Here is a 19,846-nt window from a genome sequence, read left to right on the forward strand (position 1 = left end):
AGCGCGTCGGCTGCACCGATGTCATCTCCCTGTCGGCCGTGGGCTCCCTGCGCGAGGATCTGAGCCCGGCGACCTTCGTCGTCGTCGACCAGTTCATCGACCGCACCTTCGCCCGCGAGAAGAGCTTCTTCGGCCCTGGCCTGGTGGCCCACGTCTCGATGGCCGACCCGGTCTGCCCGCGGCTTTCGGCGCTCGCCGCCCAGGCGGCGCGCGAGGTCGGCGCCCACGTCGTCGAGGGGGGAACCTACGTCGTCATGGAAGGCCCGCAGTTCTCCACCCGGGCCGAGAGCCGCCTCTATCGCGACTGGGGCTGCGACGTCATCGGCATGACCAACATGCCCGAGGCCAAGCTCGCCCGTGAGGCGGAGATCTGCTACGCGACGGTGGCCATGGTCACGGACTTCGACTGCTGGCACCCGGGCCATGACGCCGTCACCGTGGAGCAGGTCCTCTCCGTGCTCCTGGCCAACGCCGGCAAGGCGCGCTCGCTCATCAAGAAGGTCATCCCGCTGCTGGGCGGGCAGCAGAGCCCTTGCAAGCACGGCTGCCAGACGTGCCTGGACACGGCCCTCATCACCGCCCCCGAGGCTCGGGACCCCGCCGTGATGGAGCGCCTGGACGCCGTCGCTGGGAGGGTGCTGCGGCGCTGAACGTGCCGGGTACTTGCTCCTGTCGTGCTGGCCGCATAAAGCAGCGGGCCGCTAAGGAGAGCCATGCCCACTGCCTTCACCCGAGTCCTAGGAAGCGGCTTCGTCGTTGGGGAGCACTGCGTCAAAAACGAGGCGCTGTCGAAGATCTGTGACACGTCGGATGAGTGGATCCGCGAGCGCACCGGTATCGAGCAGCGCTACTTCGTCGAGGAGGGGACCTCCACCAGCGACCTGGGTGTCCAGGCCGCGCGCAAGGCGCTGGAGGACGCGAGGGTGACTCCCCAGGAGATCGACTACATCGTCTTCGCCACGATGACCCCGGACTATTACTTCCCGGGCTGTGGCGGCCTGCTCCAGGCGAAGCTGGGGCTGTCCAACATCCCGGCGCTGGACATCCGCCAGCAGTGCAGCGGGTTCATCTACGGACTCCAAGTATGCGACGCGCTGATCCGCTCGGGGGTGGCGAAGCGGCTGCTCTTCGTCGGGGCCGAGGTCCACACCGGCTTCATGCCCTGGACGAAGCAGGCGTTCGATCTCATCACCGGCAAGGCGCAGGGCGAGCTGCCCAAGGACGAGATCGAGTTCAACACGAAGTTCCGGGACCGGACGTCGCTGTTCGGTGATGCGGCGGGCGCGGTGGTGCTGGGGCCCACGGACAACCCGGAGCGCGGTCTGCTGGGCTTCGTGCTGCACTCGGATGGGAGCAAGGCGGAGAGCCTGTACGTGCCATCCGCGGGCTTCGCCTACCGGCCCTACGTGGGTGGCGAGGCGCACATCCGCGAGGCGCGCTACGTGCCGTCGATGGACGGACGCACGGTGTTCAAGATGGCCGTGTCGAAGATGCCCGAGGCCGTGCATGAGGTCTGCCAGAAGGTGGGCGTCACGGTGGATGACATCCACATGCTGATCGCGCACCAGGCCAACCTGCGCATCAACGAGGCGGTGCAGAAGTCGCTGAAGCTGCCGGACGAGCGCGTCTACAACAACATCCAGCGCTACGGGAACACCACCGCGGCGACGATTCCCATCGCCTATGACGAGTGCCGCAAGAGCGGCAAGGTGAAGGAGGGAGACCTGGTGTGCTTCGTGGGCCTGGGCGCCGGGTTCCACTGGGGCGCGGCGCTGATGCGCGAGTAGTCCCGGGTCTCTAGGAACGGTCCCTGCCCGCTCCCTGAGCCAGAGAGACAGCGCCTCCCGGAGTGAGCGACACACCCGCTCCCTCCGGGCATGATGGCCGCCTGGAGGAATCCATGAAGGTCCTTGGCCAGCCGATGCGCACCATCTGGGTCGAGCCCGACGGCTGGTCCGTGGGCATCATCGACCAGACGCGTCTTCCCCACGCCTTCGTGACGGCTCACCTCACCACGATGGAGGAGGTGGCCCATGCCATCCTCTCCATGCAGCTCCGGGGCGCGCCGCTCATTGGCGCCGCCGCCGCCTATGGCGTCTGCCTGGCCCTGCGCGCGGACACGTCGGATGAAGCGCTGGAGAAGGCCTGCGAGGTGCTGGCAGGCACCCGGCCCACTGCCATCAACCTGCGCTGGGCCCTGGAGGAGATGCGCCGCACCCTCCAGCCGCTCTCCCCTTCCGAGCGCCTCTCTGCCGCCTACCGGCGCGCCGCCGCCCTCTGCGACGAGGACGTGGCCATCAACCATGGCATCGGCACCCATGGCCTGCCGCTCCTCCAGGATGCCTGGGAGCGCAAGGGGAAGAAGGGCCGCGTCAACGTCCTCACCCACTGCAACGCGGGCTGGCTGGCCACCGTGGACTGGGGCACCGCGCTCGCGCCCATCTATCTGGCTCATGACGCGGGGATCCCCGTCCATGTCTGGGTGGATGAGACGCGGCCTCGCAACCAGGGCGCCAGCCTCACCGCCTGGGAGCTGGGACAGCATGGCGTCCCCCACACCGTCATCGCCGACAATGTGGGCGGCCACCTCATGCAGCACGGCCGTGTAGACCTGTGCATCGTCGGCACGGACCGGACCACCGCCCGGGGCGACGTGGCGAACAAGATCGGCACCTACCTCAAGGCGCTCGCGGCCAAGGACAACGGCGTGCCCTTCTATGTGGCGCTGCCGTCGCCCACGATCGACTGGACGCTCGAGGATGGCGTCCGCGACATCCCCATCGAGCAGCGCGACGGCGCCGAGCTGACCGACATCAGCGGACGGCTGCCCTCGGGCGAGGTGGTGACCGTACGCATCACGCCCCCCGGCAGCCCCGCGGCCAACTACGGCTTCGACGTGACACCGGCGCGGCTCGTCACAGGGCTCGTCACTGAACGTGGGGTGTGCGCGTCCTCACCCGAGGGACTGCGGTCGCTCTTCCCCGAGCGAGCCCGAGGAACTGGGACGTGAGCCCGCTGCCGCACCTGTGGCAGCGAGAAGCAATCATCTCCACCGCCCGACGGCTGAATCCCTCTGGGCTCAACCAGGGCACCTCCGGCAACCTCAGCCACCGCGTGGACGAGGGCTTCCTCGTCACCCCCACGGGCATGGAGTACGACGCAATGCGCCCGGAGGACATCGTCCTCATGCGCTTCGACGGGAGCCATGAGGGGTTGCGGCTCCCTTCCTCGGAGTGGCGCTTCCACCGCGACATCCTCGCCTCGCGGCCAGAGGTGAACGCGGTGCTGCACACGCACTCCCTGAACAGCACCGCCGTCTCGTGCCTGCGCTGCTCCATCCCTCCCTTCCACTACATGGTGGCGATGGCCGGCGGCTCCAACATCCGCTGTGCCCCCTACGCCACCTTTGGCACAGAGGAACTGTCCCGCCATGCTGTGGCCGCGCTCGAAGGTCGCAAGGCATGTCTGCTCGCGAACCACGGGCTGATCACCGTCGGCCCAGACCTGCCGAGCGCCTTCAAACTGGCCATCGAAGTTGAGACACTCGCCGGCATGTACCTGCGGGCGCTCCAGGTGGGCGAGCCCGTGCTGCTCGATGAAGCCGAGATGGCCGGGGTGCTGGAGAAGTTCCGGACCTACGGGCAGCAGAAGGAGTGACCGAGATGCGCAACCAGATCTTCGCGGTGCTGTTCGGTCTCACGCTCTCGCTCGCGGGCTGCAAGGACGATCCGCCGGACACGGGAGACCCGGACAGCGGCACTCCCGGACCTGCTCCCGACGCGGGACAGGCCGATGCAGGGCTTGATGGAGGAACGCAGCCCCCGCCGGATGGAGGCACCCCTGGCGCGGATGCCGGAAGTGATGCGGGCACGACTCCCGCGACAGACGGCGGCACGGATGGAGGAGTCCTTCCCACTCCGGATGCTGGCACCGACGCAGGAACTCCTCCCCAGGCCTGTGGCGACTTCGTCGAGGACAATGTGCTCACGCGGTGGACGGCCTGGTCCTCTGACAACGCGCAGACGGACCTGAGCATGCTTAGCGCGGCCGAAGTGGTCCGCGGCAGCACGGGGCTGAGGGCCGTCACCCAGTCGGGCTTCGACTTCGCCCTGCGCTACACGCCCGCGGGCGGCACCGTGGATGTCTCCAGCTCCGACCAGCTCCGGTTCGCCATCCGCGCCCTCAACACCACCCCCATCGGCTGGCAGGGCGACTTCCCCGTGGTGGTGCTCCAGGACTCGGCCGGCAACCGGCGCACCTATACGCCCAGCCGCCAGCTCCTTGGCCGCGACGGCAGCACCTGGACGCCCATCTCCATTCCGCTCGCCGGGGATTCCACCTGGAGCGCCTCCGGCAGCACCGTGAACCTCCGCGCCCTGGCCCTCGTGGAGGTGCACGCAGACACCTGGGACTCCGGCTTCACGATCGACCTGGATGCCATGAGCTTCGAGCAGGCCCAGACCGTCTGCAACCTGCAGTGCCCCAGCTCCTGCAGCGGCCGAGGGACGTGCGATCCCTCCGTCCTCGCCTGCTCGTGCGACCTGGGCTACGGCGGCAACGCGTGCAGTGCCTGCGCGACGGGCTTCGTCCCGCAGGGCGGGACGTGCGTGCTGCCCAATGACGCCAACCACTCCGAGTGGCCCAACGCCACCAGCCGCGCCAACAGCGATCCGTGGCTCCAGGTGCACCACGCCCAGATCCAGACGCTAAAGCCCAAGCTGCTGGCCCTCAACTTCGTCAACCCGAGCTCCCCTACTCAGATCAACCAGCTCATCACCCAGCTCACCAACGCCTTCGCCGAGGGCTCCAAGGTCCAGGGCTTCAGGAACGCCTCCGCGCCCGCGCAGCTTCAGTACCAGCTCGCCAAGCCGATCATCGATCTGCGAGACGGGGTCAACGGCCGTCCGCCACCGCCCGCAGGCTATGCGTACGAGAACAGCACCCTCTTCCCGCGGCGCCCCCAGAGTGAGCCCGGCGGCTGGCGCTTCGACTACGCCACCCTCTTCGAGCAGGGCTTCGCGCAGCACTACGGCTACCCGGATCCGGCCAACGTCGGCCGCTTCCTGACGCTGTGCGAGCTGGTGGAGCGCGGAGACATTCACGAGCTGTGGGTCATCGGCTCGGGGGATGTGCCGGACGTGAACGCCGCGGAGGTGCTGGAGGCCAAGCCTCGCTACACGCGCACGGGCAACCGCATCCCCAACGCCGTGGAGCGCTGCGCAGGCAACGGGTGCTTCGAGGCGGACGTGCCCTTCTGTGGCCGGAGCCTGCGCATCGGCTTCGTCAACTACAACCGCGGCCCTGGCTGCTACGTCCACTCGCAAGGTCACGGCCTGGAGTGGACCTCCAACAGCAAGGCGGTGCCCTCGCTCACGGAGTGGTTCACCCCGCTGGTCCGGTTCGATCTGGACACGCGCTATGGCCTGCCCTTCTCCAAGCTGTACGACATGGGCTGCGCCACCGAGCCGTGCCTCAGCTTCCCCACCCCGTCGAGCGCGCGGGTGGTCCACCAGGGCACCTCCTACAACGTGAGCCCGTATGACGGGGCCTGCGGCAACGTGCACTTCGCGCCCAACAGCGTCAGCCACTACGACTACGGCAACGCCACGCTGGTGCGCACCTCGTGCACGGGCTTCGGCCGACGCCAGGGCCCCGGCGGCGCCGATGCGACCGAGCTCGTCAACAAGGACACCTGGGCGCGCTACCTGTCCCTCGCCCCGGACTGCGGCGGCGAGTTCCTCGTCTGGTGGTTCCAGAACATGCCCGGCTACAACTCAGGGCAGACCTACTCGGACGGGCGGCCCATGCCTTCCCTCTGGCCGTTCTTCTTCTACTGACAGCGGACACGGCTCATGCCCCCTCGCAAGCTCCCGCGGCACCTCAACTGGCTGGAGGCCTTCGCGGCCGCCGTCGAGGCGGGCAGCTTGGAGGGAGCCGCCGAACACCTGGGCGTCGCCCGCTCCGTGGTGAGCGAGCACATCCGCGCGCTCGAAGCCGCCCTGGGTGATGGCGAGCCCCTGCTGGAGCGCGGGCCTGGCCGCCGGCTCCACCTCACCCCGCGCGGCCAGCGGCTCTACGCCGGCACGCAGACGCCGCTGCACCAGCTCGATCTCAAGCGCCTGAGGGATCTCGCCAGCTCCGAGCCCAGCCTGCGCCTGGGCCTCAACCACACGCTCTCCACCATGCTCCTGGGCGACATCGCCTGGGACGCCGCCCAGGCCGGCATCAAGCTGGAGATCGGCTTCGGCGGGCCCTTCGAGCTGGTGCGCGAAGTGCAGACGGGCCAGCGCGACCTGGTCATCGGCTTCACCCCCCTGCCCCCCCACCGAGGCGTGGAGGCCGAGTCCCTCACGGCCCTGCCCTTCGTGGTGCTGGCGGGCCCGGACTCCCCCCTGGCTGCCACGACCGGCGCTGGCAAGGCCCTGCACGTGAAGGATCTCGAGGGCCAGTCCTTCGTGGACTGGCTCCGGGATGATCCCTACGGCGGTGCCAACAGCGCGCGCTTTGCGACGCACAGCGTCACCGTGCGCGAGGTGGCCCGCGTGGAGAGCTTCCTCCAGCTCTTCGACGTGCTCCGCGCCTTCGCCCAGGCTTGCGGCATCGCCCCGGACCTGCGGCCCCTGCGCCCCTTCCCACCTGAGCTCCACGTCTGGCCCCTCCAAGAGGAGCAGCCCCAGCTCATCGAGGTGGTCGCCCTCTGGGCCGAGGGCGTGCAGAGCGCAGAGACCCGTCACGTCCTCCAGGGCCTCCGACGCAGGCTGGGGCCGAAACGTCGGAAAATCGAATAGAACTTCGGAATTTTACGGATTTCCGCCGGGCCTCTTCATCCTTACCCTAAGGGGTAGCCGATGGAGGAGCGCCGATGACCCCGACGGAGAGGACCCTGGCCCGCCTGCCTGCCCACCTGCGACGCTACGTCGTGGGACAGGAGTACGAGTCCTATACGCCGCGCGATCAAGCGGTGTGGCGCCACATCCTCCGCCGCCTCCGCAGCCACCTGTCCGACAAGGCCCACCCCGTCTACCTCGAGGGGCTGGAGGCTACGGGCATCGGCGTGGAGCGCATCCCCAGCCTGGATGAGATGAACGAGAAGCTGGCGAAGCTGGGCTGGGCGGCGGTGGGCGTGCGCGGATTCATTCCCCCGGCCGTGTTCACCGAGCTGCAGGCCATGGGCGTGCTGGCCATCGCCGCGGACATCCGCACCCACGAGCACATCCCGTACACGCCCGCGCCGGACATCGTCCACGAGAGCGCCGGCCACGCGCCCATCATCGCCAGCGCCCGCTATGCGGAGTACCTCAAGCGCTGCGGCATGGTGGGCTTCAAGGCCATCGCCTCGGTGGAGGATCAGGCCATCTTCGAGGCCATTCGCAATCTCAGCGTGGTGAAGGAAGATCCCACCGCCACGCCGGAGGAGGTGGAGCACGCCCAGGCGCGGCTGGATGCCGCCACGCGCAGCAGCCGCTACGTGAGCGAGAGCACCAGGGCCTCGCGCCTCTACTGGTGGACGGCCGAGTACGGCCTGGTGGGCAGCCTGGAGCATCCTCGCCTGTACGGCGCTGGCCTGCTGTCGAGCATCGGCGAGGCCGAGCACTGTCTCACCCCGGCGGTGAAGAAGGTGCCGCTGAGCCTGACGTGCGCGGACACCGAGTACGACATCACCCAGATGCAGCCGCAGCTCTTCGTCGCGCGGGACTTCGAGCACCTCTTCCAGGTGCTGGAGCAGTTCGAGGCCACGCTGGCGTGGAAGCGCGGCGGAGACTACGGCCTGCAAGAGGCGCTGCGGGCGCGCTCGGTGAACCACCTGGTGCTCGCGGACGGGCGCGAGGTGACGGGCCGCGTGGTGGAGCTCTTCGAGGGCTCGCGCCCCGTGAAGGAGGGCCTCTCCACGGCCATGGTCCGCCTGTCGGGGCCGGTGATGCTGTCTCGCGGCGGGCAGGCCCAGGGCAAGCCGTGGCAGAGCCCCACGCTGGTGGCCTTTGGCATCGGCACGCTGCCGGAGCGCGGCCCCTTCCAGCTCGAGCTCGCCAGCGGCCTGCGCCTGGAGGGCTTCTCCGTGGGCGGCGGCGAGGTGCTGCGCCTGCGCGTGAAGCTGGGAGCGCGGACACTGGAGCAGCTTCCCTCGGTGGCGCGGCTCTACCTCAGCGAGGGCCTGCCGTCGGTGGCGGGCGGCGCCGCGGATCCGGGCGCGTGGGATCGCTGGTTCGGCGAGCTCAATGCCTTCAGCGAGGGCGACGGCGAGGCACAGGCGCGGGCGCGCAAGGCCGAGGCACTGCCTCCAGCCCTGGCAGGGCTCTACCGCGAGGCGCGGGCACTCCGTGAGTCGGGCGAGCGCCGGCCGGAGCGTCTGGAGCAGCTGACCCAGGCCGCCAGCGCGTTCCCGGGCGAGTGGCTGCTCTGGGATGAGCTGAACGAGCTGCGCGAGGCCCTCTCGGGCGCTCCGATGCTGGGTGCGTACCCCGAGCGCTCCGCCCGTTCCCAGCTGGCCGCTTCGTAACGTCGACCCAGGGTTCGAGGCCTCTGGCCTGGTGCGTCGAGATAGGCTGCCGCGCCACCCTGGAGACCGACTTGCGTCCAGCCCGCTCCCACCTGCTGCCTGCCCTCCTCTGCGTCTTGCTCCTCGGCTCACCGGCCCTCGCGGCGCCTCCAGGCCCGGAGGCCCCCGCTCACTCCGAGGTGTCCCGGTTGATCGCCGCCTTCATGGGGGACACACCTCTGGTGAACGATCTCCAGTCCCTCACGGATGAGATCGGCGGAAGGGCCACGGGCTCGCAGGCCAACCTCCGCTCGGTGGAGTGGGCGCTGGCGCGCTTCCGCGAGGCGGGCGTGGATGCGCGCAAGGAGCTCTTCCAGATGCCCTCGCTGTGGCTGGAGCGCTCGGCGCGCGCCACCGTGCGTGGGGAGGGCGTCAGCTACACGCCCCGCGTGGCGGCCATGCCCTTCTCCACCAGCACCCCCAAGGGTGGGCTCAGGGCGCCGCTGGTCTCCGGAGGCAAGGGCTCGGAGAAGGACTTCCAGGCACTGGGGGCCAAGGCCCGTGGGGCGTTCCTGCTCGTGGAGACTGCGGAGCTGAAGGACATTGACGGCCTGTTCCGCGAGTACACCGAGGGCGCCGCGATCGAGGAGCGCGCCTTCGCGGCCGGCGTGGCGGGCGTGGTCTACATGGGCTCGCGGCCCAACAACCTGCTCTACCGCCACAACGTGGCCACGGGGCTGCGCAACACCCGGCCCATGTTCGTGATGGAGCGGGATGGTGCGCTGCGGGCGATGCGGCTCCTCCGGGGTGGCAAGGCGCTGACGATCACCGCCGAGCTCGACATCCAGTCAGGCCCTGCCTACACGAGCCACAACGTCATCGGAGAGCTCCGCGGCACCACGCGCCCGGAGGAGATCGTCGTGCTGGGGGCGCACCTGGACTCGTGGGATCTGGGCACCGGAGCGCTGGACAACGGGGCCAACGTGGTGGCGCTCATCGACGTGGCACGGCAGATGAAGCGGCTGGGGCTGAAGCCGGCGCGCACCCTCCGCTTCGCCCTGTGGAACGGTGAGGAGCAGGGCATGTTCGGCTCGTGGGGCTACACGCTGGCGCACGAGGCGGAGCTGGACAAGCACGTGATGGCCTCCTCCTTCGACATCGGCTGCGGGCGCATCACCGGCTTCTTCACCGGACGCCGCCCTGAGCTGCCACCCCTGGTTGACCGGGCGCTCGAGCCGGTGAAAGGACTGGGGCCCTTCACGCAGGTGGATGATCCCATCGTCGGCACGGACAACTTCGACTTCATGCTGCACGGGGTGCCCAACCTGGTGGCAAACCAGGAGCCGGCGCTCTATGGCCCCAACTACCATGCGCGCTCGGATGAGCTGGACAAGTGCGACGTGAACCAGCTGCGGCTCAACACGGCCATCATGGCGGCCCTGGCCTATGGCTTTGCGCAGATGGATGCGAAGCTGCCGCGGCACTCGCGCGCGCAGGTGGAGGAGCTGACGCGTACCACGGACCTGCTCCAGCAGATGAAGGCCTTCAACGTCCATGAGGACTGGGCCGCCGGCAAGCGCGGGCGGAAGTAGCCCCCGCAAGGAGCCCCCCTGATGTCACCCAAGGAGCTGACCAATGATTGATTTCTATACGTGGGCCACGCCGAACGGCTGGAAGATCGCCATCACCCTGGAGGAGCTGGGGCTGCCCTACACCGTGCACCCCATCGACCTGAGCAAGGGCGAGCAGAAGCAGCCCGAGTACATGAAGATCAACCCCAACGGGCGCATCCCGGCCATCGTGGACCGCGAGGAGGATGGGTTCTCGGTGTTCGAGTCGGGGGCGATCATGATCTACCTGGCGGAGAAGACCGGGCGGCTGCTGCCGACGGACCGCAAGGGGCGCTCGCGGGTCATTCAGTGGCTGATGTTCCAGATGGGCGGGGTGGGCCCCATGCAGGGGCAGGCCAACGTCTTCTTCCGCTACTTCCCGGAGAAGATCCCGGCCGCCATCCAGCGCTACCAGAACGAGACGCGGCGCCTCTACACCGTGCTCGACACCCGGCTCCAGGAGAACGAGTACCTGGCGGGGGACTACAGCATCGCCGACATCGCCAACTGGGCCTGGGCGCGTGTCCACTTCTGGGCGGGCGTATCGGTGGAGGGGCTGCCACACCTGCAGCGCTGGCTGGCCGCCATCGAACAGCGGCCGGCGGCTCAGCGGGGTGTGAAGATCCCCCACGAGGTCAAGCTCGATGAAGCCAACCAGGAGAAGCTGATCCAGTCGGCCCAGAGCCTCTTGCAGCGGTGAGGCAGGCCTGAGGCTTGCGCCCCCTGGCGGCGCGCCGGGCCAACCTGTCAGACAAGCAGACAGGTTGGGCCAGAGCGCGCGGTCGGGGGAGCCTTGAGTCGGCGACCGGAGCGATGCGGGAGGGGCGCGGCTCACAGCGAGCGGGCGGCGATCTCCGTGAGCTCCTCGTCCGTGAGCACCAGTGGGTTGGCCTTCATGCTGCTGGCCACCTTGGCCTTCTCCACCAGCTGGGGCACCTCGGCCTCCGTCAGCCCATAGCGGCGCAGCCCCGGCACACTCAGCGCCTGGCACAGCTCCCTCACCCAGGCGATGGCATCCTCCGCTCGCGCCTCCGCCTTCCCGGTGAGCAGCGCCGCCACCTCCTGGAAGCGGGAGAGCGCCGGGTGCTGGGGCGCACGAGCCCGGAGCGCCCGGAGGTTCACGTCCAGGCTCGCCGCCAGCAGCGCCGCGCAGACTGCCCCGTGTGGCGCCTGGAACATGCCGCCCATCGGAGCAGCAAAGCCGTGCACGGCGCCGAGCCCCGAGTTGGCCAGGCACAGCCCTCCGAAGAGGCTGGCCAGCGCCAGATCCTCCCGCGCCGCCGCGTCGAAGTCCTCCAGCGCCGCCCGCCGCAGCGAGCGCGCCGAGCGGCGCATCCCCTCGCGGGCCAGCGTGTCTGTGAGCGGGTTGGCCCGGGCGGAGAGAAAGGGCTCGATGAGCTGGGAGAGCGCGTCCAGCCCGCTGGAGGCAACCACCGGCCCGGGAGTCCCCACGAGCAGGTCCGGATCCACCAGAGCCACGCGCGGCAGCATGAGCGGGCTGCGCAGGCTGGCCTTCACCTTCTCCTCCCTGGAGCCCAGCACCGCGTTGCGCGTCACCTCCGAGCCTGTCCCCGCCGTCGTGGGGATGGCCACCATCGGCACCGAGGGGTGCGTCAGCGGCCGCCCCCGCCCGATCACCTCCAGATAGTCGAGCGGATCCCCGCCGTTGGCAGCCAGCGCCGCGATGGCCTTGCCCGCGTCCAGCACGCTGCCCCCACCCAGTGCCACCACGACGTCGCACCCCGCGGCGATGGCCGTGGCCGTGCCCTCTCGCGCCATCTCCAGCGTGGGCTCGCCCTCCACCCGGAAGAGAACGGTGGACAGCCCCAGCCGGTCCAGCCCCTCGCGCAGCGGCGCCGCGCGCGCGGGAGTACTCCCGGTGACGATCATCACCCGGCGCCCCCCGAGAGCCCGCACCAGCTCGGGCGCTTCAGCCAGCCGGCCCGCGCCGAAGATGACTCGCGTGGCGGTGGCGAACTCGAAAGCCAGGCCGCTGCTCACGTCACCACCCCCCATTGTCGGGGAAGCAGTTGGCGTACTTCCGGCTCGTGCGCGGCTCGGCCATCATCGGCGCCACGGTGTCCCGCCACTTCAGGTAGTGGGCCGTCTCCTTGTGCGCGGCCGGGGCCTCGGGCGTCCGGTACACCTCGACCAGCACGAACCGCGTCGTGTCCTCGGTGTCCTGGACGACATCGAAGCGGGCGATTCCCTGCTCCTTCACGCTCTCGCGAGCGTTGGCCAGCGTGGCCTCGCGGAAGGCGTTGACGTGCTCCGGTCTCACGTGAACGTGGACGTGGACGATCAGCAGGCTCTGAGACATGCGCCCAGGGTACCGCGAGCGCATTCCACTCCAAACAAATGCGTTGTCCTGGACTGTCGGCAGGCCGGTCCACTCCCAGTGGGCCTCCATCGTGCTGAGCAATCCGGCCATCAACATCCTGTTGCAGACCCGGAACCCGGCCACCCAGGGGAACTTCGGCTACGGCAAGGATATCGTGGACCCGGTGTTCGGCTGACCCGGCCTCCCTCGTGAGGGGGGCCCAACCCCCTCATGAGGTGGACGGATGAGAAGCAACGTGCGGTGGCTCTGGCTGGTGGGCGCGGTGCTCCTGTGGGCCTGCGGGGAGGAAGAGCCTCCTCCCTCGACCGGAGCGAAGATCCCGCTCCGGGTGCCGATGTATCCCTATATCCCTGATGCGGCCGGGGATGGGTTCAAGGCCTTGGCGGCCCGCATCGAGGCTGACTTCGAGCTGAGCCACCCCAACATCGATCTGGAGATCAACCCGCCGTGCTTCCAGGACGACTTCTACGAGCCGGCGGGCATCGCTCGCTCCCTGAACGGCGAGGGTGACTGCGCCTACGACGTCATCGAGACGGACACGAGCATCCTCGGCGAGCTGGTGGCCTCCGGCTCGGTGCGCCCCTGGCCGCGCCTGCCCGACGGCATCTCCTTCCACCCGTCGGGAGTCACGGCCTCGCAGCAGACCGATCCGGCGGTCGTCTACGGCGTGCCCCACTGGCTGTGCAACCACTTCATCATGTCGCGCAGCGAGAGCGTGCGGCAGGCGCAGACCGCGTCGGCGCTCGTCCAAGCCCTGGTGGGACTGGGCACCGCCGAGCCGGATATGGCCGGAGACATGCTCGGGAGCTGGAACCTCCCCTCGCTCTACGTGGATGCGTGGGCGGACCGGCACGGCGGCGAGTCCCTCAGCACCGCGGTGACGACGTCGAGCTATGACTCGGCGGTGCTCGAGTCCTTGCGCGCCGTTGTCCGCACCTGCGCCGCCGATGGCAAGAACCCCTGCATCGATGGGACGTACAACGACTTCGAGAACTTCGATCTGCCCGCGCAGCTCTTCGCCCAGGGCAAGGTGGACACCATGCTGGGCTACTCGGAGCGCCTGCACACCATCATCAAGAGCCTGCCCGCCGGAGCCAGCGCCTCCGCCCTCCAGATCTCCTCGGCGCCGCTGGGAGAGGGCAACACGCCCATCCTGTTCACCGACTCGTACTTCCTGAGCGCCCGCTGCACCGGCGACTGCGAGAAGGCGGCGCTCGAGTTCACCGCGTACATGAGCCAGCCAAGCACCTTCGAGTGGATCCTCATGAGCGAGGACGCACCCGAGGCCGGCCGCGTGCCCCGCTACCTGCTCCCGGCCACGCTCGACGCCTATGAGGCGCCGAAGGTCCGCGCGGATCCGTTCTACCCCGTGCTCGCCACCTTGACGCGCAACGGCGTGCCCTTCCCCAACGGGGGTCTGCTGACCATCCGCAAGCAGATGGAAGCCGACCTCAAGGCCGTGCTCAGCTCGCCATGATGATCTGCCGCTCGACCTTGCCGCGCTTCCTGAGCTGCCTCCTCGGCTGCCTCCTGCTGTCCACCGCCGCGGGGGCCCAGCCCACCTCCCCGGCAAGTGCCGCCCCCGACGCCACGCCCCGCACGCCCACTCGCGAGGAGCTGGCGCGCTACCCCTGGCTGTCCCAGGAGGCTCGGGTGCGCCCGCTGGAGGGCACCTTCCCCCCACCGGCTGGCTACACGCGGGTGGCGATGGAGGCGGGCTCGTTCGGAGCGTGGCTGCGCGGCCTGCCGCTGCGCCCCGAGGGCTCGCCGGTGCGTGACTTCCGAGGCGGACAGGTGCTGGCCGGGGATGACTCCCGGCTGGCCGCGGTGGCCGAGCTGGACGTGGGCACCGCCAACCTCCAGCAGTGCGCGGACTCGATCATCCGCCTCCACGCCGAGTGGCTCTGGGTGCAAGGCCAGAAGGAGCGCATCGCCTACCGCTTCACCAGCGGGGATCTCGCGTCCTGGCCCAAGTACGCGGCGGGCGAGCGCGCGAAGATCTCCGGCTCGAAGGTGAAGTGGAGCCGCAGCGCCGCGGTGGACGGCTCGCGCGCGTCGTTCCGCTCGTACCTCGCGCTGGTCTTCACCTACGCGGGGACGCTGTCGCTGCAGGAGGAGAAGCGACGGCCTTCACGCGAGGATGTACGGCCCGGGGACTTCTTCGTGCTCGGGGGCAGTCCGGGGCATGCCGTGCTCGTGCTGGATGTGGCGGTGAACGCCGCGGGCGAGCGGGTGGCGCTGCTCGGCCAGGGCTTCATCCCGGCGCAGGACTTCCAGGTGCTGTCTCCCGGCCAGGAGGGGCCATGGTTCTCCCTGGAGGCCGACGAGGTGGCCACGCCCTTCTGGAAGCCCTTCCCCTGGTCCTCGCTGCGCCGCCTCTGAGCCGGGGAATAAGGGGTGCACAAGGGTGTTCGGCCGCCCGCCCGGGTAGACGCAGCGCTCCCGGTTGGCTAACACCCGCATCCCCCTTTCCCTGGAGACCCATGAGCCTCAAGCCCCTTTCCCGCTCCTTCTGGGCCCCGGGCGCACTCAGCGCCCTGCTGCTCACCAGTTGCGCGACCAGCACCCCGCCTGCGTCCTCGGCCACCCCGGAGAAGACGACCCAGGCCCCTGCGCGCAAGCTCGGCGTCGAGGTGAAGAACTTCGACACCTCCGTCCGCCCCCAGGACGACTTCTACCAGTACGTCAACGGCACCTGGGTGAAGACCACTCAGATGCCGCCGGATCGCCCCCGCTACGGAACCTTCATCGAGCTGCTGGACAAGAGCGAGGCGGCCCTCAAGGGCATCATCGAGGAGGCCGCGGCCACCAAGGACCGCAAGCAGGGCACCGATGATCAGAAGGTCGGCGATCTCTACCTCAGCTTCATGGACACCCAGCGCATCGAGTCGCTGGGCCTGGAGCCCATCCGCGCGGACCTGAAGCGCGTGGCGGCGCTCAAGGGCGCCAACGAGTACCCCGAGGTGTTCGCCGAGCTGTACCGCAAGGGGGTGCAGACTCCCATGGCGTTGTTCGTGGGCCAGGACGCGAAGCAGTCCACGCGCTACATCGTCTACGCGACCCAGAGCGGCCTGGGCCTGCCGGATCGCGACTACTACTTCAAGCCGGAGCCGCGCTTCGTCGAGCTGCGCACGGCCTACCAGGGCTATGTGGAGAAGCTGCTCGCGCTGGCGGGAGAGAAGGACGCGGCGGCGGCGGCCAAGGCCATCCTCGCGCTGGAGACGAAGCTGGCCGAGAAGAGCTGGGAGCGGGCACGCAACCGCGACCGCGAGGCCACCTACAACCTCAAGACGGTGGCGGAGCTGGAGCAGCTCACCCCCGCCTTCTCATGGACGCGCTACCTGAAGGCCGTGGGCGCGGAGAAGACGCCGGCCGTCATCGTCCGTCAGCCGGACTTCTTCCAGGCCATGGCGGAGGTGCTGAAGCAGACGCCGCTGCCGGTGATGAAGCAGTACCTCACCTACAAGCTGCTGGACGGGTACGCCCCGCTGCTGAGCAAGCCCTTCGAGGAGCTCAGCTTCGAGTTCCGCGGCCGCACGCTGCAGGGCCAGCAGGAGAACCGCCCGCGGTGGAAGCGCGGCGTGGAGATGGTGGAGTTCGCCCTGGGCGAGTCCGTGGGCAAGCTCTACGTGGAGCGTCACTTCAGCTCCGAGTCCAAGAAGCGCATGCTGGAGCTGGTGAACAACCTCCGCGCGGCCTTCAAGGCCGGCATCGATCAGCTCGAGTGGATGAGCCCGGCCACCAAGGCCCAGGCGCAGGAGAAGCTGGCGAAGTTCAACGTGAAGATCGGCTACCCGGACAAGTGGCGGGACTACTCGAGCCTGGAGATCGTCCCGGGCGATCTGGTGGGCAACGACAAGCGGGCCACCGCGTTCGAGATCCAACGGAACCTGGACAAGCTGGGCAAGCCCATCGACCGGGACGAGTGGGGCATGACGCCGCAGACGGTGAACGCGTACTACAACTCGTCGCTGAACGAGATCGTCTTCCCGGCCGCCATCCTGCAGCCCCCCTTCTTCGATCCCGAGGCGGATGACGCGGTCAACTACGGCGCCATCGGCGGCGTGATCGGCCACGAGTTCAGCCACGGCTTCGACGATCAGGGCAGCCGCTCGGACGGGGAGGGCAACCTGCGCGACTGGTGGACGGCCGAGGACAAGAAGGCCTTCGAGCAGCGCACGGGCATGCTGGTGGAGCAGTACAACGCCTTCAAGCCCATTGACGCGATGACGGTGAACGGGAAGCTGACGCTGGGTGAGAACATCGGTGACCTGAGCGGCCTGACGGTGGCCTACAAGGCCTACAAGCTGTCGCTGGAGGGCAAGGAGGCGCCGACCATCGAGGGCTTCACCGGAGACCAGCGCTTCTTCTTCGGCTGGGCGCAGGTCTGGCGCTCGCTCTTCCGCGATGACTTCCTGCGGCAGATGCTGCTGACGGACTCGCACTCTCCCGGCCCGTACCGCGTCAATGGCGTGGTGCGGAACATGCCGGAGTTCCACCAGGCCTTCGGCGTGAAGGAGGGCGATGGCGCGTGGCTGCCGCCCGCCCAGCGCGTGAAGGTCTGGTAGCCCCTCGCGGGACTTGAAGCATGGAGAGGGCCGCCAAGCCGGGCCCTCTCCCCTCTACGTCAGGGGGGACTGGATGACGTAGTAGAGGGACTCGAAGTACCTGCTCAGCGCATTGAGCATCATCGCCAGGTAAGGCCATCCCACCGTGCCGACGCCCAGCACGGCAGCGCTGAAGGCCACGTACTCCACCATGGACTGGCCGCGCGGATGCCCTCGCGGCCCGGATCGCTGCTGGACAGGGGGCCTACTCGTCATGGTCCTCGCTCCCGGAGAGCTGGCAGTCGCTCCGACACTCGCGCTCCACCTGCACACACGCCTTGAGACACACGGCCGTGCCTTGCCCCGCGTGCTCCCTGCACGCTTCGGCACACTTCTGGCGGGCGCTCGAGCAGTCCGCCTCGCAGGCGGGATTCAGCCCGCGCCGGGAGAGCGCGGCGAACGCCATGCCTCCTCCCAGCATCCACGCCCCCAGCACTCCCGCACACACCGCTCGCTTCATGGCTCCGTGCCGCATTCGTCGAACCTTGTCCTTGTTCACTGCACCTGCTCCTGCGCGTCGAGGGTCAGCAGGAGCCGTGCACCACCCTCCTGAGGCTGCACCAGCGCGGAGATCCGAGAGTCTCCCTGGCTCGCGAGCAGGTGCGTCTCTCCCGCTTCGCGCTCCACCGTGTCCTCCAACTTCCAGCCCTGGGTGCTGAAGGTCTCGCGATAGAAGGCCGCCAGCTCGGCCGCCCGCGCATGGGGAACCGCCGCTTGCACCGAGTATCGGACACGCCCCTCCTGGCGGAAGGCCAGCACCACGGGAGTCTCAGCTCCCTCGGGCATCGGGAGCCCCTCGGGAAGGGGGCTCGATCCTTCGAGGAAGGAGTCCACCTGCCCGCTGGAGACGAAGACCACCGTCTCTCCGCCCTGGGCCAGCACCGAGACGATGTGCGCCTCGCGTGAAGCGGGATCCACGTGGCCCACGTAACCCGCATTCAGGTGGTAGCGGTGCTCCATCACCGGCAGCCCCTCGTCCAGCAGCGCCTCACGGTAGAAGCGGAGCACTCGCTCCGGTGGATCGCGCGTGACGAACCACGCCACCGCGATGCGCGAGCCCGGATCCAGGTAGTCCGCCGCAAGCGCCTGGGCAACGGCATCGGGGTAGGGAGGCAGCTGCGCGGTGGCGCGCGCGACCACCTGCCGTTGGCCCTCCGAGGGGCCGCCGTACCACAGAGGCGACTCGGGCAGCGCCGGGAGCGGCTGAGCCTCCCACACGCCCTCAGGCACCTCCTCCTCCGAGGCTGCGATGCTCTCCCACCCTGCGCCCAGGAGGATCCCCACCACGGCCACGCAACAGAGCAGCAGGCTGACCCGCAGCCAGAGCGAAGGTCCACTGGGCATCAGCAACCCTCCGGGCTCGTGCAGCCCATGTACCAGGCCCCGCGCTTTTGCGCTGTCTTCTCATAGGCGTCCCGAGACCAGTCCTTCCAGGGCGTGGCGAAGTAATGCGCGGAGCGGTTCTCCTCCTGGATGGCCTGCGTGGGAGGAAAGCTCCGGGTCTTCTGCAGAGAGACTTTGGGCTGGAGCGGATCGTCCGGCTTGGCGCCTGGCGCCAGCAGCTCCTGCTCGCTGGCCGCCGTACGGAAGAGCGCATCCGCGGCCTCGAACGCCGCAAAGGAGGGAGAGCGGGTGTAGACGTGGTTCACGCGCTCGTACAGCTCGCCGCTCATGTCGTCGGGGCGGACGGCCAGGGTGTCTCCCGGGTTCGGGGCTTCCAGATCGCCGTTGAGGGCCCAGGGATCCGTCACGAGGGCGAAGTGCTGTGCTTCCAGGAAGTACGCCGTCTCATCGGTCCCCTGGGTGGCATTCTCGTGGTAGTCCGAGCCCTGGGACTTCCAGTTCTTCTTCGCGAGATCCACCTTGGAGAAGCGCTGCAGGAAGCTCTTGGGCATGAGGTAGTTCTCCACGACGGATCTCGCGTGGCACTCGTACATGCCCCCCACTGTGCCGAAGACGGCCTGGTACTGCCGGAACTGCGCCTCCTTCAACAGCCCCACGTCCGTCTGGACGGGCTCGCACGTCACCTGGCGCGCTCCGGCGTTGAGCCAGCAGACGTGGCCACTGAGCGCCTTACCCGCATGGTGGTCCTGCGCACCGCAGTCCTGGCCTTTCTCATAGCTGTCCCCACTGGACTCGTGATCGCAGAACATCAGCCGCGCCTGCCACTGCACCGCCCTCTGTCCCCCGGGCGGTGCGGAGCCCTCGACCTTGCTCAACCCCAGAGTGCCAGGGCGGGTGTAGTCCTGCCCTGTAAAGTCCCAGGGTGTAGAGGTCACCGCCTCCTGCAGATCTCCCGCGTAGCGCAGCAGATCATCCAAGAAGAGCGCGTACAGGAAGACCGGGACGATGAGGAGCATGCTGATGGCGGCCTCCACCGAAGCCGCGCCACGTTCTCTGTGCCGGAAGTGCCTCATCTCACAGTGCCTTGTTGACCGTTAGAACGGCAATCTCGAGGTGGTGGCGAGCCGCGCAGCGTCCGCGTTGCCCGCCTCGGTCAGGACCTGCTCGGCCTCCCGGCTGGTAAACGGGTGCAGCTTCGCGCGCCAGAAAGGGTTGAACAGGTTGGGCGGCTCCTGCCAATCACCCAGCCGGTGGTAGTAGACGAGCGCCTTGGAGAAGCCCGCCCCCTCTCCCGCCGCCAGTTGGAGGCTCCCGTCGCCCGTCTGTCCGAAGCGAAGCTTCACGCGCCCGGACGCGTTCAGCTCCCATGGCGCCTCGCGCACGTTGCCTGCGCGCAGTGGCTGGGTGACGTAGCTGTAGACCGGAGGCTGTCCGAAGTCCTTGGCCGGGTTCGGGTCGGCCCGGAACT

General features: G+C 68.9%; 19 protein-coding genes and 1 pseudogene. 13 read left to right on the top strand and 7 right to left on the bottom strand.

Annotated features, from left to right (window positions below; translation table 11 throughout):
* From VD972_RS27585 to VD972_RS27625, 9 genes are all read left to right on the top strand, one after another.
* Nucleotides 1-650: S-methyl-5'-thioadenosine phosphorylase (locus VD972_RS27585; protein WP_324991735.1), on the top strand; the 650-nt coding region annotated here is incomplete at its 5' end.
* Between the two features lie 63 nt (nt 651-713).
* Nucleotides 714-1,787 carry a beta-ketoacyl-ACP synthase III gene (locus VD972_RS27590; protein WP_324991736.1) on the top strand — a complete coding sequence of 358 codons (1,074 nt, stop codon included), beginning with the start codon at nt 714-716 and terminating at the stop codon, nt 1,785-1,787.
* A gap of 113 nt (nt 1,788-1,900) precedes the next feature.
* Entirely contained in the window at nt 1,901-3,010 is a 1,110-nt protein-coding gene (gene mtnA, locus VD972_RS27595) for an S-methyl-5-thioribose-1-phosphate isomerase (protein WP_324991737.1), read from the top strand.
* Nucleotides 3,007-3,657, top strand: a complete 651-nt coding sequence (locus VD972_RS27600; RefSeq protein WP_324991738.1) for a class II aldolase/adducin family protein — start codon at nt 3,007-3,009, stop codon at nt 3,655-3,657. The genes mtnA and VD972_RS27600 overlap by 4 nt, the downstream gene beginning before the upstream one ends.
* 5 nt (nt 3,658-3,662) lie before the next feature.
* A complete protein-coding gene (locus tag VD972_RS27605) occupies nt 3,663-5,837 on the top strand; it encodes a hypothetical protein (protein WP_324991739.1) in 2,175 nt (724 codons plus the stop codon).
* A 15-nt stretch (nt 5,838-5,852) separates the two neighbouring features.
* Nucleotides 5,853-6,788, top strand: coding sequence for a LysR family transcriptional regulator (locus VD972_RS27610; RefSeq protein ID WP_324991740.1), 936 nt, complete (start codon nt 5,853-5,855; stop codon nt 6,786-6,788).
* A 74-nt stretch (nt 6,789-6,862) separates the two neighbouring features.
* Complete coding sequence (locus tag VD972_RS27615) at nt 6,863-8,497, top strand: aromatic amino acid hydroxylase (RefSeq protein WP_324991741.1); 1,635 nt, start codon at nt 6,863-6,865, stop codon at nt 8,495-8,497.
* A gap of 71 nt (nt 8,498-8,568) precedes the next feature.
* The gene (locus tag VD972_RS27620) at nt 8,569-10,068 is read left to right on the top strand and encodes a M20/M25/M40 family metallo-hydrolase (RefSeq protein ID WP_324991742.1); all 1,500 of its coding nucleotides are present in this window, start codon (nt 8,569-8,571) and stop codon (nt 10,066-10,068) included.
* A 43-nt stretch (nt 10,069-10,111) separates the two neighbouring features.
* A complete protein-coding gene (locus VD972_RS27625) occupies nt 10,112-10,786 on the top strand; it encodes a glutathione S-transferase family protein (protein WP_324991743.1) in 675 nt (224 codons plus the stop codon).
* Between the two features lie 131 nt (nt 10,787-10,917).
* Here the strand turns inward: VD972_RS27625 and VD972_RS27630 are convergent, their stop codons facing one another.
* Nucleotides 10,918-12,102 carry an iron-containing alcohol dehydrogenase gene (locus tag VD972_RS27630; protein ID WP_324991744.1) on the bottom strand — a complete coding sequence of 395 codons (1,185 nt, stop codon included), beginning with the start codon at nt 12,100-12,102 and terminating at the stop codon, nt 10,918-10,920.
* A complete protein-coding gene (locus VD972_RS27635) occupies nt 12,089-12,406 on the bottom strand; it encodes a putative quinol monooxygenase (protein WP_324991753.1) in 318 nt (105 codons plus the stop codon). Before VD972_RS27635 ends, VD972_RS27630 begins: the two co-directional genes overlap by 14 nt.
* Before the next feature lie 43 nt (nt 12,407-12,449).
* Between VD972_RS27635 and VD972_RS27640 the strand changes: the two genes are divergently transcribed.
* The 4 genes from VD972_RS27640 (at nt 12,450) to VD972_RS27655 (ending at nt 16,995) form a co-directional block, all read left to right on the top strand.
* Nucleotides 12,450-12,602, top strand: a complete 153-nt coding sequence (locus tag VD972_RS27640) for a hypothetical protein (protein WP_324991745.1) — start codon at nt 12,450-12,452, stop codon at nt 12,600-12,602.
* Between the two features lie 48 nt (nt 12,603-12,650).
* On the top strand, nt 12,651-13,904 hold the full coding sequence (locus VD972_RS27645) for a hypothetical protein (RefSeq protein ID WP_324991746.1): 1,254 nt from the start codon (nt 12,651-12,653) through the stop codon (nt 13,902-13,904).
* Nucleotides 13,901-14,809 (top strand): DUF4846 domain-containing protein, encoded by a 909-nt coding sequence (locus tag VD972_RS27650; protein ID WP_324991747.1) that lies wholly within the window; start codon nt 13,901-13,903, stop codon nt 14,807-14,809. The genes VD972_RS27645 and VD972_RS27650 overlap by 4 nt, the downstream gene beginning before the upstream one ends.
* Nucleotides 14,810-14,910: 101 nt before the next feature.
* Entirely contained in the window at nt 14,911-16,995 is a 2,085-nt protein-coding gene (locus tag VD972_RS27655) for a M13 family metallopeptidase (RefSeq protein ID WP_324991748.1), read from the top strand.
* Between the two features lie 54 nt (nt 16,996-17,049).
* On the opposite strand, the gene VD972_RS27660 is transcribed toward VD972_RS27655, so the two are convergent.
* From VD972_RS27660 to VD972_RS27680, 5 genes and pseudogenes are all read right to left on the bottom strand, one after another.
* Nucleotides 17,050-17,250, bottom strand: coding sequence for a hypothetical protein (locus VD972_RS27660; protein WP_324991749.1), 201 nt, complete (start codon nt 17,248-17,250; stop codon nt 17,050-17,052).
* Nucleotides 17,240-17,494 carry a hypothetical protein gene (locus tag VD972_RS27665; protein ID WP_324991750.1) on the bottom strand — a complete coding sequence of 85 codons (255 nt, stop codon included), beginning with the start codon at nt 17,492-17,494 and terminating at the stop codon, nt 17,240-17,242. The genes VD972_RS27660 and VD972_RS27665 overlap by 11 nt, the downstream gene beginning before the upstream one ends.
* Nucleotides 17,495-17,529: 35 nt before the next feature.
* Nucleotides 17,530-18,378 carry a hypothetical protein gene (locus tag VD972_RS27670; protein ID WP_324991751.1) on the bottom strand — a complete coding sequence of 283 codons (849 nt, stop codon included), beginning with the start codon at nt 18,376-18,378 and terminating at the stop codon, nt 17,530-17,532.
* Entirely contained in the window at nt 18,378-19,394 is a 1,017-nt protein-coding gene (locus VD972_RS27675) for a hypothetical protein (protein ID WP_324991752.1), read from the bottom strand. The genes VD972_RS27670 and VD972_RS27675 overlap by 1 nt, the downstream gene beginning before the upstream one ends.
* Before the next feature lie 78 nt (nt 19,395-19,472).
* A pseudogene (locus VD972_RS27680) lies at nt 19,473-19,846 on the bottom strand (hypothetical protein); the annotation flags it as partial.

Origin of the sequence: Hyalangium sp. (assembly GCF_035629615.1) — a bacterium.
GTDB lineage: Bacteria > Myxococcota > Myxococcia > Myxococcales > Myxococcaceae > Hyalangium.